Source organism: Streptomyces sp. NPDC003393 (assembly GCF_053589015.1).
On sequence record NZ_JBSFRB010000012.1, the window covers coordinates 69,573 to 85,230 of the forward strand.

Here is a 15,658-nt window from a genome sequence, read left to right on the forward strand (position 1 = left end):
GGACACCTTGCGGTCCAGCGGCTCCTGGTGCTGCCTTATGTCGACGGTACCTTGCCGGGCCCCCCGTTCGGGCCCCCCTTGGCACGGTTCACTTCGACGTGACCGTGCCAAGGAGCGACGGGCGGGTGTGGTGTCCGCCTCAGCGGACGGCCAAGTTGTTCATCTTCCGGGTGGAAATGATCTGGTCGATCAGCCCGTACGACAGCGCCTCCTCGGCCGTGAGGATCTTGTCGCGCTCGATGTCCTCACGGATCTTCTCGATCGACTGGCTGGAGTGCTTGGCCAGCATCTCCTCCAGCTGCGAGCGCATCCGCAGGATCTCGTTGGCGGCGATCTCCAGGTCGGAGACCTGACCGCGGCCGGTCTCACTGTACGGCTGGTGGATCAGCACGCGCGCGTTCGGCAGGGCCATACGCTTGCCCGGCGTGCCGGCGGCCAGCAGCACCGCCGCGGCGGAGGCCGCCTGGCCCATGCACACCGTCTGGATGTCGGGCTTGACGAACTGCATGGTGTCGTAGATGGCCGTGAGCGCCGTGAAGGAGCCGCCGGGGCTGTTGATGTAGACCGAGATGTCCCGGTCGGGGTCCATCGACTCCAGGCACAGCAGCTGCGCCATGACGTCGTTGGCGGAGGCGTCGTCGATCTGGACGCCGAGGAAGATCACGCGCTCCTCGAAGAGCTTCGCGTACGGGTCGTACTCGCGAATGCCCTGCGAGGTGCGCTCCACGAAGCGCGGGATGACGTAGCGGGACTCGGCCGTGGGGCCGGTGTACTCGGCCTTGGGGGCACCTCCCACGCCCTGGAGGCGGTGGGGCAGGTCGTAGAGGCCGCTGCCGGGGAAGTCGTTCACGATGTCTCCTGGAAAGGGGCTGGGCGGTCGGCTGAGGGGCTGGCTGGGCTGCACGGAGGTGTCCGGGAGGTCCGGGGCCCCTCCCGCGCCCTGACGGCCTTCAGGGGCCTGTCACGGGTGGGAGCGGCGCCTCCGAGGGAGCGGCTCAGGCCCCGGTGCCGCCGCCGCCCGGCATGCCGGCGGCGTGTGTGATGACGTCGTCGATGAGGCCGTACTCCTTGGCCTCGTGGGCGTCGAACCAGCGGTCGCGGTCCGAGTCCCGGGTGATCTGCTCCACCGTCTGGCCGGTGTGCTGGGCGGTGAGCTCGGCCATGCGCTTCTTGGTGTGCAGCAGCCGCTCGGCGTGGATCTTGATGTCGGAGGCCGAACCGGCCAGACCGGCGGAGGGCTGGTGGATCAGGATCTCGGCGTTCGGCAGCGCGAAGCGCTTGCCCGGGGTGCCGGCGCTGAGCAGGAACTGACCCATCGAGGCCGCCAGGCCCATGGCGATGGTCACCACGTCGTTCTTGATGTACTGCATGGTGTCGTAGATCGCCATGCCGGCCGTGATCGAGCCACCGGGGCTGTTGATGTACAGGTAGATGTCCTTGTCCGGATCGGCGGCAAGGAGCAGCAGCTGTGCGGTGATCTTGTTCGCGATGTCGTCGTCGACCGGCTGGCCGAGGAAGATGATCCGCTCGTTGAGCAGCCGGTTGTAGACCTGGTCGCCGAGGCCCCCACCGATGGAAGGCTCGCCGGCGGCGGAGGGCATCAGATTCGTCACGTATCCACCTGCTCGTCTTACGACGGCGCCGGGCCGTCTCACGTGTTCTGCCGGGGCGTGGGGCCGTCCGGCGGTGTTCGGGGACTCCCCTGCCCTCGTATTCATGGACCCTAACGCGCGGCTCCCTTCGGGGAATCCCGCTGAGGGGGGTGTTCGCCGGGGGCGTAGCGCGCCGGGCCTGCGGTGCGCGGGTGGCCGGTCATGACAACGGGCCCTGGGGAGCGGATCCCCAGGGCCCATCGTACGTACGGCGCCGTGGACGACGCGCGCGGATCAGGCGGTGGATCAGGCCTCGGCCTTGTCCTCGCCGTCACCCTCGGCCTCGGCCTCGGCGGCGGTCTGCGCCTCGGCGGCCTCGTCCTCGTCCTCCAGGTCGACGATCTCGCCGTTGGTGTCCTTCACGGTCGCGGCCTCGACGACGACGGCCAGGGCCTTGCCGCGGGCGACCTCGCCGACCAGCAGCGGAACCTGGTTCTGCTGCACGACGGCCTGGGCGAACTCGTCGGGGGACATGCCGGAGGAGGCGGCGCGCCGCATCAGGTGCTCGGTGAGCTCCTCCTGGTTGACGTTGAGCTTCTCCTTGTTGACCAGCTCGTCGAGCACGAACTGGGTCTTGATGCCCTTGACCGCGGCCTCGCGGGTCTCCTCCTCGAACTCCTCGGCGGTCTTGCCCTGGAGCTCCAGGTACTTGTCGAGGGTGAGGCCCATCTGCGCGAGCTGGTGGTGCTCGAGGTTGTGCTTGCGGGTGTTGATCTCGTCCTCGAGCAGCTTCTCGGGGACGGGCACCTCGACCAGCTCCAGCAGCTTGTCCAGGACGCGCTCCTGGGCCTGCGTGGCCTGGTCGTACTGCTTCATGTTCTCCAGGCGCTTGCGGCTGTCCGCCTGCAGCTCCTCGAGGGTGTCGAACTCGGAGGCGAGCTGAGCGAAGTCGTCGTCCAGCTCGGGCAGTTCGCGGGCGGCGACCTGGCTGACCTTGACGGTGACCTCGGCCTCCCGGCCGGCCGCCGAGCCGCCCTTCAGCTCGGAGGTGAAGGTGGCCTCGCCACCGGCCTCCAGGCCCTTCACGGCGTCGTCGATGCCGTCCAGCAGCTCGCCGGAGCCGATGGTGTAGGAGACGCCGTTGGCGATGCCGTCCTCGAGGACCTCGCCGTCGACCTTGGCCTCCAGGTCGATGGTGACGACGTCGCCGTCCTCGGCGGCGCGCTCGACCGGGGAGGTGGAGGCGAAGCGCTCGCGCAGCTGCTCGACGGCCTTCGTCACGTCCTCGTCGGTCACCTCGACGGCGTCGACCTCGACCTCGATGCCGGAGTAGTCCGGGATCTCGATGGTCGGGCGGATGTCGACCTCGGCGGTGAAGTTCAGCGTCTCGCCGTCCTTCAGCTCGGTGATGTCGACCTCGGGCTGGCCCAGGGGGTTCAGCTCGGCCTCGTTGACCGCGTCGGTGTAGAACCGCGGAAGCGCGTCGTTGACGGCCTCCTCCAGAACCGCACCGCGGCCGAACCGCTGGTCGATGACCCGGGCCGGGATCTTGCCCTTGCGGAAGCCCTTCACCGTGACCTGCTGGTTGATCTTCTTGTACGCCGCGTCGAGGCTGTCCTTGAGCTCCTCGAAGGGCACCTCGACAGTGAGCCGAACCCGGGTCGGGTTCAGGGTCTCCACGGCGCTCTTCACGGTTCGGTCTCCTTGTGGCTGACTTCTCGGATTTCGCCGGAGCCGTCATGGCGGTCCGGCGGATTCGCCGCCCGGAGGAGTTCGTAGGCCAAGAGGCCGGACACACGGGCGCGCAGCTTGCATAGTAACCGCAGCGGCACGGCGTCCCAAAAGGCGATCACGGGGCGCTCGCGCGGAGGATCACGGTGGGAACCACGAGCGGGTCCCGTGGCTCACACGCCCGCGGGAGACCCGCGCCGACCTGTGGTGATCCCGGTCGGCGACGGCCCCGGTCGGCGGGTGGTCGGGGTGGCGGGATTTGAACCCACGGCCTTCCGCTCCCAAAGCGGACGCGCTACCAAGCTGCGCCACACCCCGTCTGGTGCGACACGTAGGGTACATGCCCGCAGCCAGTACGGCCGCCGCATTTGCCGCCCGCCCCGTCGGCCCGCCTCCGCACCCCTTCGTCCCGCGCCCCGACACACCGGCCCCACCCCTTCGGCCGAAAGCCGCCCGGGCGCGCCGAGGGAGCCCGAGCGGCCGTCCGCGGACAGGAAGCGGCGCGCGGGGTCTCCGCCGGAAGCGCGACCGGGCTCCGCCGAGGTGCGGAAGGGGAAGGGGTGTGCGTCGACGGGGGGCGACCCGCTACGATGCCTGATGTGCCGCGGTCGGTCGACCTGCGGCGCGCATTGTGTGCGGGCGTAGCTCAATGGTAGAGCCCCAGTCTTCCAAACTGGCTACGCGGGTTCGATTCCCGTCGCCCGCTCCGACACGGCTCAGGCCCAGGTGAGACGGGGTTTTCCCGCTCCCTGGGCCTGAGTCGTCCCCAGGGGTCGGATCAGCCCTCCGGGCGGTCCGCCGCGCGGGACGGCTCCCCGGAGGTGAGGGTCCTGCTGTAGACCGTGAAGCTGCGGCGGACCGTCAGGCCCAGTCGCTCGTAGAGCGACAGCGCGCCGGTGTCGGAATGCGTCCACAGGACGCAGGCCTGCTTCCGTCGCCGGTGGAAGGTGCGGAACGAGTCCCGCAACAGGAGACGGGCGATCCCGCGGTGACGGTGGTCGCGCCGTACCGCGACCCGCTCGACATACCCCTCTCCGGTACCGGGGTCCAACGCGAGCACCACGCCGACCATCTGCCCGTCGGCGAACGCCACCGGCGATGCCTCGGGAACGAAAGTGGCGCGCCGGACGGTGCGCAGGGCCCACTCCTCGTAGCTCTCCCGGCGCTGCTGCCACTCGTCGAAGGCGTCCTCGACGAGCTGATACGCCGCTTGTTCGTCACCCGAGCGGAACGGCCGTACCGTGATGTCCGACGGCGGCTCGGGCACCGCCGGTTCGTCCGGCATCGCGAACTCCAGAAGCCACTCGCTGACGAGCGTCTCGTACCCGCGGGAGCGCAGCAGCACGACGGCCGGACGATCATTGTCCGAGACCGTCTGGGAGAGGCGTTCGGTACCGGCCTGGACAGCCCTCGCCTCGGCCCAGGCGACCAATGAGCTGCCCAGGCCACGGTCCCGGTGGTCGGGATGCACGTCGATCGCGGTCCGCCGGCCGCGGACCCAGGCCCGCCCGATCAGCTCTCCCGACCGCCGGTCGTGGACGAGCAGGGTGTCCAGCTCCGGGACCAGGCCGGGCACCGCGAGGTCGGCGGCGACGCGATCCGGTTCGGTCTCGGCGCGGCCGTGGACCTCGCGCTCACAGGCAACGATCAAGCGATGGATCGCCGAGGCGTCGGCGGCGGTCGCCGGTCGGCACCGACAGCCCGCCGGCAACCACTGTGGAGAGGAATCAGGCATGCGGCTCACCCTGCGCCGGTCGTGCCCATCCTGTCGAACCGGGTCCCGCCGCGCGTGCCGCACCGGGAGAGCGGCGCGCGTGGCCCCTGTACGCCCGATCGGACGGCGCGTGGGCTGGAACGAGGGGAAGCGGCGGGGAAGCGTTACGGGACTGCGCGGGTCGCGGCCTCCGGCGTCTTCGGGTCAGGACGCGGCGAGCAGGACCACCAGCAGCACCAGGCCGGCCGCCGCCGGGCCGAGGACCTCGTACGCCCAGCGCACCTCCGGCCGGCCCCGGCCCTCCTTGGTCATGGCACCTGCCTCGTGGAGCGCGCGCAGGCTCTCCATGGTTCGGTCGGATCCGGGCCGCAGGAGTTCCGCCTCCGCGTTCGGCCGGCCGGGCCGTCCCGCGTCGAACAGCCCTTGGCGGTCCGGGACGGGGCCACCCGGATACAGCGAGGACTCGGCCATCCTGACCCGCTCGCGCGCGGATTGCTTCAGGCCGCGCGCGGAGACCGGGATGGCCCACAACTGGTATCTGGTGCCGAGCTGGTCGAAGGCCTCGTTGGAGTAGCCGGCCCGCAGACCCGAGACGGCGCCCCAGGGCAGGGTGATGGTGCGGAACGGGTTGCGGATGCGCAGCCTGTGGTCGTCGGCGAAGACCGCGGGCCGCAGGGTGAGGGCGATCAGCAGCGGAACCAGCAGCAGCATCCACGCCACTGCTCTCCACAGCAGGTCGCCGTCGGTGCTGACGACCGTGCTGAGGCCCAGCCCCAGGACGATGACGAGCAGCACCGCTCCTGTGGCGATGCCGAGGGGGGACCGGAAGACCAGTTCGGGGGAGGCGGGGGGCTCCGAGCCGAGCGGTGGCTGCGGGTCCGAGGTCGACATGCGTGCGATTGTGGCTGGCGCAGCCGCATCCCGAACAGCGGTGCGACAGCCAAGTCCGGTGACGAACGGGCAACTTTCCGAACCGGCTACGCGGGTTCGGTTCCCGTCGTCCCGCTCCGTGTGACTCGGGGCCGGGCCGGAGGACGGGTTCTCCGACCTGACCCTCGGTCGTGTCCGGGGCGTTCCGCCGGGTTCGGGCCGACGTGGGCCGGGGGACGCCCCTCGTCAGAAGTTGATCGAGTTGATCGTGGCCGCTATCGAGTTCAGGAAGCGGTTGATCGACGGCGCCATACCGGTGGACGCGAGGAAGAAGCCGAAGAGCACGGCGACGATGGCCGGCCCGGCCTTGATCGACCCGCCTCTGAGCAACACCACCAGGATGATCGCCAACAGCAGCACCACGGACAGTGAAATGGCCACACTGATCACACCCTCGGTCGGTCCGCTCTCCCGGCCCGGAGGCGCCATCCCCGCGCCCCCGCTGGAACCATCGTGCCACCAACGCGGCTCACGTATGCGACGCCTGACGCATCATCGGCCAGGTCCGCGCCACGGATCTCAGGGACCTCACGACGACCGCCCTTCACCAGCCGCGCGTCGTACGGGAATTCGAAGCTCACCGTCGCCGTGTCTCCGTCCGGAATTCAGCGCCTTCGTTTCCGGGTCCACACATCGTGTTCGCAAATAATTCGAATACCGCAGGTGGGCGCCACCTCCATGACGCAACTCGTTATGACGAATCCGGACATTGAAGACGTGTTCGATGTACACGAACGGGGCATGCGATGTGTCCACCGTCACCCTCGCGGTCACACAAGCTTCGTCAAATCCTGGGTAGGCGCGGCGAATAGCCGACATTCCCGATCGGGGGTTCCGCGTAATCCCGCAGAGAGCGCTAGGGTGCCTCAGATGTTCCACTCCGCCTCGTCTCCCGGACAGAACAGAACACCGCTTCCTTCGGCCCAGTCACCGGCGGCCGCAGGCGCGCCGAGTGCCGGCCGGTCCGGTGATCCCGGCGGAAGACCCGGCAAGCAGCGCGATCCGTTCTTCGACAACGCCAAATACCTGGCGATCGTGCTGGTGGCCGTGGGGCACACCTGGGCCACGGTCAAGAGCGACAGCCGGACACTCGAAGCCGCGTACAACGTCGTCTACACCTTCCACATGCCGGCGTTCATCATCATCTCCGGCTTCTTCTCCCGTAATTTCGACCTGCGTCCGGACCGGCTGAAACGGCTGATCACCGGCGTCGTCGTGCCGTACGTCATCTTCGAGACCGCCTATTCACTCTTCCGGATCTTCGTCGGCCACTCGGACGATCATCAGATCAGCCTTCTCACCCCCTGGTATCTGACCTGGTTCCTGTGCGCCCTGTTCGTGTGGCGCCTGACCGCCCCGGTCTGGAATCTCGTGCGCGGGCCTCTGCCGCTCGCCCTGGGCATCGCCATGCTCGCGTCGCTCACCCCGGGAATCGGCGGTGAGCTGGACTTCCAGCGCGTCCTGCAGTTCCTGCCCTGCTTCGTGCTGGGGCTGCGCATGAAGCCCGAACACTTCCACCTGGTGCGCCGCCGCGCCGTGCGGATTTTGTCGGTGCCGGTGTTCGCCGTCGCGCTGGCGGGTGCGTGGTGGACGGCGCCACGCGTGAACGCCTCGTGGGTCTACCGGAACGACGCCGCACAGGGCCTGGGGGCGCCCTGGTGGGCCGGCCCGGTCATGGTGCTGGTGATGTTCGGCGGCGCGGTGCTGCTCACCGCGTGCTTCTTCGCCTGGGTGCCGGGCCGGCGGACCTGGTTCACCGCGCTCGGCACGGGCACGCTGTACGGCTATCTGCTGCACGGCTTCGTGGTCAAGGGCGTGCTGTACGCGGGCGGGTTCGACACGGCCGCGCTGCACAGCCCGCTCGGCTCGGTCGTGGTCACCGTCGCCGCCGCGGCCGCGGTCACCCTGCTGTGCACCGAGCCCGTACGGCGCGTCCTCCGGTTCGCCGTGGAACCGAGGATGGACTGGGCCTTCCGGCAGTCGGCGGGCACGCACGCAGGGGCGGGAACGGGAACGGGCGGGTCCGGGACGGCTGTCGGCCGCTCGGGGTCGTCCGCGAGTTCCGGGGCCCGGTCCGACGAGCGGGTCGGCGCCTGAGGGCCGTGACCGGAGCGCTCCTCAGCGTCGGTCCGCTCCTTCGCCGTTCGTTCCGTCCGGCGTGAGGCCGAGGAGTGCGCGCATCCGCGCGTACTTCTCGGTCAGCCGCGTGCGGGTGGCCTCGTCCAGGACCGCGAGGCGGGCCGGATCGGCGTTGTGCGCCAGGTCCGCCTCCTTCACCAGCAGCGCGCCGGGCGTGGCGAGCACGCGCCGGGCGTACGCCTCCGACTCCTCCCCCGCCCGCTTGGTGAGCGCGAGCACGATGTCCTTCGTACGACGACTGAGCGCCGCCTCGCGCAGCCACCGCTCCGGGAGCGCGTCGTCCTCCACGGCGTCGTGCAGCCAGGCCGCCGCGATCTGCTCGGCGTCGCCGCCGCGGGCCCGTACGCCCTCGGCCACGGCGTGCAGATGTTCGGCGTAGGGCCGGCCGGCCTTGTCGGTCTGGCCGGCGTGGGCGGTGCGGGCGAGCGCCTCGACCTCGGCCAGGGTGAGCGGCCGCGGTGCCTCGGGGTGGGTGTGGGCCACCCCTGAAGTGTGACCGGCCGGGTTCATCGCAGCGCCTGGGCCGTGGGGCCCTCGCGGCAGATCAGCAGCAGCGCGCGGTCGTCGTTGACGTCCTTGGCCACCGCCTCGATCAGGTGCCAGGCGGCGCCGTGGAAGCCGCTCGCGACATAGCGGTCCGCCTCGCCGGTGAGGCGGTCGATGCCCTCGGTGATGTCCCGGTCGGCGGTCTCCACCAGGCCGTCGGTGAACAGCATCAGCACGTCGCCGGGGCGCAGGGAGCCCTTGACCGAGTCGAACTGGGCGCCGTCGTACACCCCGAGGAGCGGGCCCTCGGCCGCCTTCTCCTCCCAGCGGCCGCTGCCCGCGCTGAGCTGGAGGCCGGGCGGATGGCCCGCGGAGTACAGCTCGTAGTCGCCGGAGTCCAGGTCCAGCACCAGGTGGATGGAGGTCGCGAAGCCCTCCTCCCAGTCCTGGCGCAGCAGATAGCCGTTGGCCGCGGGCAGGAAGGCGTGCGGGGGCAGGCTGCCCAGCAGGCCGCCGAACGCACCGGAGAGCAGCAGCGCACGCGAGCCCGCGTCCATGCCCTTGCCGGAGACGTCGGTGAGGACGACCTCCAGGGTGCGGCCGCCGTTGGTGCGGGCCGCGACCACGAAGTCGCCCGAGAAGGACTGGCCGCCGGCCGGGCGCAGCGCCATCTCACGGTGCCAGCCGCCGGGCAGCTGCGGCAGCTTGCTCTGTACCCGGATGCGTTCGCGCAGGTCGAACAGCATGGTGCCGCCGCGCCGCCAGGGCACGCCGACCCGGCTGCGGAACTGTGCGATCAGCAGTCCGAAGAAACCGCAGGCGGCGACCACCAGCACCACGCCCGGGGTCACCCGGGAGGGTCCCTCGGTGTACGGGCCGAGCCGTACCGACTCCACGATCAGCGCGGTGGCGGCGGCCGCGTACAGGCCGAGCAGGCTGGCAGGGCGCAGCAGCAGCCCGCCGGCGACGATGGGCAGCACCAGCGCGACCGGCGAGAACCACACCGAGTCGACGAGCGTGAGCGCTGCGATCAGCGGGATGGTCAGCAGCAGACCGCCGAGCGCGATCCACTCCGAGCCGTCCCCGCGGAAGTAGTCGACGGCGGCTCTGCGTACGCCGACGCGGACCCGGTGCCACTGCATTTTCAACCGGGCCGCGTACGTCTCGGCTCCCGTGCGCCGCTCTCGTCGTGCTGCCATTAGTCCGGGACCCTATCCACCGGACCCGCCGCTTGGCACGGGAGGTCCGACTTATCCCCCGTCCGAGGCCCGGGGTCACGCGGAACCTCACGCCGGCCGGACCGCCCGCCACCGGCGGGAAATTCCCTCGCCCGCCCCGCATCGCCCTGGTAGGCATGGCGCATGGCGACTGACCTTGCGACCGAGCTGAGGGTGCTGCGGCGGGACGAGTGGGACGCGTGGTATGACAACCTCGTCCGTGCCTTCGGCGGCGGGCCGGGCACGCCCGAGGAGCGGGAGCTGGACCGCTCGCTCACCGAGTTCGACCGCTCGCTGGGGATCTGGGACGGCCGGACGTGCGTGGGGACGGCGGGGGCGTTCAGCTTCCGGATGACGGTGCCCGGCGGGGCCCTGGTGCCGGCCGCCGGGATCACGATGGTCAGCGTGGCCGCGACGCACCGGCGGCGCGGGCTGCTGACGTCGATGATGCGGCGGCAGCTGGACGACGTGCGCTCCTGGGGGGAGCCGCTGGCCGTGCTGACCGCCTCCGAGCCCGCGATCTACGGGCGCTTCGGGTACGCCGCGGCGACCTTCCAGCTCGACGCGGAGATCGACACCGGCCGGGCCGGACTGTCGGTCCCGGCCGGCACGGACGACGTACGGCTGCGGTACGCGGCGCCCGCGGACGTTCTCGACGCGTGCGAGGCGGTGTACGCGCGGCTGGTGCCCTCCCGGCCGGGAATGCTGGCCCGGCGGCCCGGCTGGGAGCGGGCGGGTCTGCTCGACCCGGAGAGCGAGCGGGACGGGGCGTCCCCGTTGCAGTGCGTGGTGGCCGAGCGGGCCGGCGAGGTCACGGGGTACGCCCGGTTCCGCACCAAGCTCGGCTGGGGCGCCGGCGGGCACGACGGCACGGTGCGGCTGGAGGACCTGGCCGCGCTCGATCCGGCGACGGACGCGGCGCTGTGGCGCTTCCTGTTCGGCATCGACCTGACGACGACGCTGACCGTGCGGGGGCGGCCGGTCGACGACGCCTGGCAGTACCTGGTGTCCGACCTACGGCGGTGCCGACCGCGCCTGCGGGACGCGCTGTACCTGCGGCCGGTCGACGTCGGGGCGGCGCTGGCCGCGCGGACGTACCAGACGCCGGTGGACGTGGTGTTCGAGGTCGAGGACGCGTTCTGTCCCTGGAACACCGGGCGGTGGCGGCTCAGCGGGGACACCAAGGGGGCGTCCTGTGAGCGGACCTCCGACGCGGCGGACCTGGCGCTTTCGGTGCGGGAACTGGGGGCGGCGTACCTCGGTGGCGTGTCGTTGACGGCGCTGGCGGCGGCCGGGCGGGTCCGCGAGCTGCGGGCGGGCGCGCTGGCGGAGGCGGCGGCGGGCTTCGGGGCGGCGGTGGCGCCCTGGCTGCCGCACGGCTTCTAGTGCTGCGACGGGGCGAACGTTGCCTGTCGCTGCACTAGCCGGCGCGTTCCGGGACTCCGCCGGTTGCACGGGGTCCGCGTGCCGGTTCCGTCAGTTCCGCTGGCAGGTGGGGCACCAGAAGAGGTTGCGGGCGGCCAGGCCGGCGGTGCGGACCTCGGTGCCGCAGATGTGGCAGGGCTGGGTCGCCCGCCGGTAGACGTAGACCTCGCCGCCGTGGTCGTCGACGCGCGGAGGGCGGCCCATCGCCTCGGGCGTGTGTTCGGGGCGGACGGTGTCGATGCGGTTGTTGCGGACGCCCTCGCGCATCAGGCCGACCAAGTCGGTCCAGATCGTCTCCCACTCGGCGGGGGTGATGTCCCTGCCCGGGCGGTACGGGTCGATGCGGTGCCGGAAGAGGACCTCGGCGCGGTAGACGTTGCCGACGCCGGCGATGACCTTCTGATCCATCAGCAGCGCGGCGATCGCCGTACGGCTGCGGCGGACGCGGGCGTAGGCGGTGGCCGGGTCGGCGTCGGGGCGGAGCGGGTCGGGGCCGAGACGGTCGTGTATCGCCGCCTTCTCGGCGTCGGTGATCAGGGCGCAGGTCGTGGGGCCGCGCAGATCGACGTACGCGGTGGGGTTCGCCAGGCGGAGGCGGACGGTGTCCGTGGGTGGCGGGGCGGGGGCGTCGCCGAAGGTGACCTTGCCGAAGAGGCCGAGGTGGATGTGGACCCAGTCGCTGTCGCGGAAGCCGAGGAAGAGGTGCTTGCCGTGGGCCTCGGTGCGGGTGAGTTCCGCGCCGTCGAGCAGCTCGGCGGCGTCGGAGAACTTGCCCTGGGGACTGGTGACCCGGGTGGGCGTGCCGGTCAGGCGCGCGGCGTAGTCCTGTGCGAGGCGGTGGATCGTGTGCCCCTCTGGCACGGTGTGGTGTCCTTTCCTGCCGCGTCCCGGGGCTCCGCCCCGGGATCCTGTTCCGCGGTGCGTTGTGCGATCGCCTCCCGGGGGCCGCGCTCCGGCCCCCGGGAACCCGCGATCGGGAGGGCGTCCGGGGCTGGGCCCCGGACCCCACCGGGGTCACGCCCGGACCCTCGGGTCCCGGGATGGCCCCTGCCCCCTCACATGTGGCCGCCGCTACTGCTGCTGCGGGTGGTGCGCCGGGATCGGCGGGAGGTCGCCCGTCGTTTCGTAGTCCGCGAGCATGTCGATGCGGCGGATGTGGCGTTCGTCACCGGAGAAGGGCGTGTTGAGGAAGGTCTCGACGAACTTGGTCGCCTCCTCCACCGTGTGCATGCGCGCGCCCACCGCGACGACGTTCGCGTTGTTGTGCTGACGGCCGAGGGAGGCGGTCTCCTCGCTCCAGGCGAGGGCCGCGCGGACGCCCTTGACCTTGTTCGCCGCGATCTGCTCGCCGTTGCCGGAGCCGCCGATCACGATGCCGAGGGAGTCCGGGTCGCCGGCCGTGCGCTCGGCGGCGCGCAGGCAGAAGGGCGGATAGTCGTCCTGGGCGTCGTAGATGTGCGGCCCGCAGTCGACGGGCTCGTGTCCCGCCGCCTTGAGCCACTCGACGAGGTGGTTCTTGAGTTCGAAGCCCGCATGGTCCGAGCCGAGATACACGCGCATGGGACGAGTGTGACACGCCGCACCCCGGGCAGCAGCTCCGGGTGTTCGCGACGGAAACTGTGAGGCGCGCCATAGAACCTCAGATGAACCTCAAGTAACAATCAGGATTCAAAGGTTTCCGAATTCCAACACCTCAGATTCACTGGACCGGCTCGTACACAGCCCCCACAACGGCACCCCCTCGTACGGCACACCGCTCAACCGGCGCAAAGGAATTCCGTCCCCATGACACCTGGTTCCGGACTTCAGGCTGGACTCAAGAACCGACATCTGACGATGATCGCGATCGGCGGCGTCATCGGCGCCGGCCTCTTCGTGGGCTCCAGCTCCGGCATCGCCACCGCCGGGCCCGGCATTCTGCTCTCGTACGCCCTCGTCGGCACGCTCGTCGTCCTCGTGATGCGCATGCTCGGCGAGATGTCCGCCGCCAACCCCACCTCGGGCTCCTTCTCGGCGCATGCCGACCGCGCGCTCGGCAGCTGGGCCGGGTTCTCCATCGGCTGGCTCTACTGGTTCTTCTGGGTCGTCGTGCTGGCCGTGGAGTCCACGGCCGGTGCCGCGATCCTGGCCGGCTGGATTCCGGCCGTGCCTCAATGGGGCTGGGCCCTCATCGTGATGCTGGTGCTGACCGCCACCAACCTGGTCTCCGTCGGCTCCTACGGCGAGTTCGAGTTCTGGTTCGCCGGGATCAAGGTCGTCGCGATCGCCGCGTTCATCGTCATCGGCCTGCTGGCCGTCTTCGGCGTGCTGCCCGGCGTCCACACCGACCAGGCGTCCTTCGGCAACCTCACCGGACACGGCGGCTTCCTGCCGCACGGCCCCGGCTCCATCCTCACCGGCGTGCTGCTCGTCGTCTTCTCGTTCATGGGCAGCGAGATCGCCACCCTGGCCGCGGGCGAGTCGGCGGACCCGCAGCGTGCCGTGACCAAGGCGACCAACAGCATCATCTGGCGTATCGCCGTCTTCTACCTCGGCTCGATCCTCGTCGTCGTCTCCCTGATCCCCTGGGACGACAAGTCGATCGCCGAGAAGGGCTCCTACGTCGCCGCGCTGGACTCCCTGGGCATCGCGCACGCCGGTACGATCATGAACTTCATCGTGCTGACCTCGGTGCTGTCCTGCCTGAACTCCGGCCTCTACACCGCCTCCCGCATGGCCTTCTCGCTGGGCGAGCGCGGGGACGCGCCGAAGGCCTTCGCCCGGACCACGAGCAGGGGCGTGCCGCGGACGGCGATCACCGTCTCCGTCCTCTTCGGCTTCCTGGCCGTGTTCTTCAACTACAAATTCCCGGACACCGTCTTCCTCTTCCTCGTCAGCTCCTCCGGCGCGGTCGCCCTGTTCGTCTGGCTGGTGATCTGCTTCTCGCAGTTGCGGATGCGGAAGATCATCCAGCGCGAGGCGCCGGAGAAGCTGGTCGTGAAGATGTGGCTGTACCCGTACCTGACCTGGGCGACGGCCGCACTGATCGTCTTCGTCCTCGGCTACATGCTCACCGACACCGAGCACGACGGGCGCGAAACCGTGCTGCTGTCGCTGCTGGTCGCGGCGGTCGTGCTGGTCATCGCCTTCGTCAAGCAGAAGCTCGGCGGCGGCCACCGGACGGCGGTCACGGAGCAGGGCGAGACCGAGAAGGTCCCGGTCGGCTGACGCGGTCCGCGCAAACACCGCAGACACAAGGAGGAGGGCGCCCCGAGGGCTCCCTCCTCCTTGTGTCTGCGCGTCGCCGGCGGCCGGCTACGGCCTCAGCGCTTGTCCGCGAGCTTCCAGGCGGCCGGCACCGCGCCCATCGCCAGGGCGGCCTTCAGGGCGTCGCCGATCAGGAACGGGGTGAGGCCGGCCGCGATCGCCTGGGACGCGGAGAGGCCGGCCGCCAGGGCCAGGTACGGCACGCCGACGGCGTAGATGACCGCCTCGCCGAGGATCATCGTGCCCGCCATGCGCAGCGGGGAGCGGTCGGCGCCACGGCGGGCCAGGGCGCCCACGACCGCCGAGGCGAGCAGCATGCCGAGGACGTAGCCGAAGGAGACGGCGCCCGAGCCGGAGGTGCCGCTCGCGAACCACGGCACGCCGGCCACACCGGCGAGTGCGTACAGGGCAAGGGAGAAGAAGCCGCGACGGGCGCCGAGCGCGGTGCCGACGAGCAGGGCGGCGAAGGTCTGCCCGGTCACCGGCACCGGGGAGTGGGGAATCGGGACCGACAACTGGGCCGCGAGGCCGGTGAGCGCGGCACCGCCGACCACCAGGGCGGCGTCTCGGACGCGCGAGGCGGGCAGCAGATCGGCGAGGACTGCGCCGGGGCGTGCGGTGACGGTGGCGGTGCTCATGGGGACTCCGCGGGTGTGTGGGCAGGTGGGAACACCGCGACGCTATACCGGCGCCCTCGCGCCGATCACCGTCAGCGCTCGACAAAGGCTTGATCGTGCACTTCGTTGGCTCCGGACAAAGCGCGCCGGTTACACCGGGGGCGGCGTGATGCCGGTCACTGAGGTGGCGTGGTGTGGGCGACGGGGAAGGTGTCGGCCGCTTCTGTGGAGATCGGCCAAAGATGTTGAAGAGCCCGCCGCCCGCGGATGCACGGAGAGCCCGCGGGCGGTGGAGATGCTCGGCCCGCGGGCGATGGACGTGCCGGGTCCGCGGGCGATGGACGTCCGGGTCACCGGCCGGCGGACGTGCTCGGCCGGCGGACGTGCCGTCCCGGTTCCATGCGCCTTCGGACTTCACGAATTTGAAAAAATTGGAACGTTGACAGGGGTTGTGCGCAACCGGGAGCATCTTTCCCATGAACCCGCTCACGAGCTGTCGCACTCTTTGTCGCTGACCCGTTGAAGCGCCCCGGAGCGCCCTCTCCGGTTCTTCTCTCCCGG

General features: G+C 70.7%; 14 protein-coding genes and 2 tRNA genes. 4 read left to right on the forward strand and 12 right to left on the reverse strand.

Features of this window, described 5'->3' with window-relative positions; translation table 11 throughout:
* Positions 1-139: 139 nt before the first annotated feature.
* From ACWDUZ_RS14935 to ACWDUZ_RS14950, 4 genes are all read right to left on the reverse strand, one after another.
* Positions 140-850 (reverse strand): ATP-dependent Clp protease proteolytic subunit, encoded by a 711-nt coding sequence (locus ACWDUZ_RS14935; RefSeq protein WP_451632219.1) that lies wholly within the window; start codon positions 848-850, stop codon positions 140-142.
* 145 nt (positions 851-995) lie between these two features.
* Positions 996-1,601: an ATP-dependent Clp protease proteolytic subunit gene (locus tag ACWDUZ_RS14940; RefSeq protein ID WP_451632291.1), complete on the reverse strand. Its 606-nt coding sequence runs from the start codon at positions 1,599-1,601 to the stop codon at positions 996-998.
* A 297-nt stretch (positions 1,602-1,898) separates the two neighbouring features.
* Positions 1,899-3,284: a trigger factor gene (tig, locus tag ACWDUZ_RS14945; protein WP_451632220.1), complete on the reverse strand. Its 1,386-nt coding sequence runs from the start codon at positions 3,282-3,284 to the stop codon at positions 1,899-1,901.
* A 280-nt stretch (positions 3,285-3,564) separates the two neighbouring features.
* A tRNA-Pro gene (locus ACWDUZ_RS14950) sits at positions 3,565-3,641 on the reverse strand.
* Between the two features lie 317 nt (positions 3,642-3,958).
* Between ACWDUZ_RS14950 and ACWDUZ_RS14955 the strand changes: the two genes are divergently transcribed.
* A tRNA-Gly gene (locus ACWDUZ_RS14955) sits at positions 3,959-4,029 on the forward strand.
* 72 nt (positions 4,030-4,101) lie between these two features.
* Here ACWDUZ_RS14955 and ACWDUZ_RS14960 read toward each other — a convergent pair.
* From ACWDUZ_RS14960 to ACWDUZ_RS14970, 3 genes are all read right to left on the reverse strand, one after another.
* The gene (locus ACWDUZ_RS14960) at positions 4,102-4,974 is read right to left on the reverse strand and encodes a GNAT family N-acetyltransferase (RefSeq protein WP_451632221.1); all 873 of its coding nucleotides are present in this window, start codon (positions 4,972-4,974) and stop codon (positions 4,102-4,104) included.
* Between the two features lie 267 nt (positions 4,975-5,241).
* Positions 5,242-5,928, reverse strand: a complete 687-nt coding sequence (locus ACWDUZ_RS14965) for a PH domain-containing protein (protein WP_451632222.1) — start codon at positions 5,926-5,928, stop codon at positions 5,242-5,244.
* A 225-nt stretch (positions 5,929-6,153) separates the two neighbouring features.
* Positions 6,154-6,348, reverse strand: coding sequence for a hypothetical protein (locus ACWDUZ_RS14970; protein WP_451632223.1), 195 nt, complete (start codon positions 6,346-6,348; stop codon positions 6,154-6,156).
* A gap of 489 nt (positions 6,349-6,837) precedes the next feature.
* Between ACWDUZ_RS14970 and ACWDUZ_RS14975 the strand changes: the two genes are divergently transcribed.
* Complete coding sequence (locus tag ACWDUZ_RS14975) at positions 6,838-8,064, forward strand: acyltransferase family protein (protein WP_451632224.1); 1,227 nt, start codon at positions 6,838-6,840, stop codon at positions 8,062-8,064.
* Positions 8,065-8,085: 21 nt separating this feature from the next.
* On the opposite strand, the gene ACWDUZ_RS14980 is transcribed toward ACWDUZ_RS14975, so the two are convergent.
* Both ACWDUZ_RS14980 and ACWDUZ_RS14985 read right to left on the reverse strand, forming a co-directional pair.
* A complete protein-coding gene (locus tag ACWDUZ_RS14980) occupies positions 8,086-8,589 on the reverse strand; it encodes an HD domain-containing protein (RefSeq protein ID WP_451632225.1) in 504 nt (167 codons plus the stop codon).
* A 23-nt stretch (positions 8,590-8,612) separates the two neighbouring features.
* Positions 8,613-9,791, reverse strand: a complete 1,179-nt coding sequence (locus tag ACWDUZ_RS14985; protein ID WP_451632226.1) for a PP2C family protein-serine/threonine phosphatase — start codon at positions 9,789-9,791, stop codon at positions 8,613-8,615.
* 162 nt (positions 9,792-9,953) lie between these two features.
* Here ACWDUZ_RS14985 and ACWDUZ_RS14990 point away from each other — a divergent pair, with 162 nt between their 5' ends.
* Complete coding sequence (locus tag ACWDUZ_RS14990; protein ID WP_451632227.1) at positions 9,954-11,195, forward strand: GNAT family N-acetyltransferase; 1,242 nt, start codon at positions 9,954-9,956, stop codon at positions 11,193-11,195.
* Between the two features lie 90 nt (positions 11,196-11,285).
* Here ACWDUZ_RS14990 and ACWDUZ_RS14995 read toward each other — a convergent pair whose 3' ends face one another.
* Positions 11,286-12,095 (reverse strand): Fpg/Nei family DNA glycosylase, encoded by an 810-nt coding sequence (locus ACWDUZ_RS14995; protein WP_451632228.1) that lies wholly within the window; start codon positions 12,093-12,095, stop codon positions 11,286-11,288.
* Positions 12,096-12,305: 210 nt separating this feature from the next.
* Entirely contained in the window at positions 12,306-12,794 is a 489-nt protein-coding gene (locus ACWDUZ_RS15000) for a ribose-5-phosphate isomerase (RefSeq protein ID WP_451632229.1), read from the reverse strand.
* Between the two features lie 225 nt (positions 12,795-13,019).
* Here ACWDUZ_RS15000 and ACWDUZ_RS15005 point away from each other — a divergent pair, with 225 nt between their 5' ends.
* Positions 13,020-14,441, forward strand: coding sequence for an amino acid permease (locus ACWDUZ_RS15005; protein WP_451632230.1), 1,422 nt, complete (start codon positions 13,020-13,022; stop codon positions 14,439-14,441).
* Between the two features lie 95 nt (positions 14,442-14,536).
* Here the strand turns inward: ACWDUZ_RS15005 and ACWDUZ_RS15010 are convergent, their stop codons facing one another.
* On the reverse strand, positions 14,537-15,118 hold the full coding sequence (locus ACWDUZ_RS15010) for a biotin transporter BioY (RefSeq protein ID WP_451632231.1): 582 nt from the start codon (positions 15,116-15,118) through the stop codon (positions 14,537-14,539).
* Positions 15,119-15,658 lie beyond the last annotated feature (540 nt).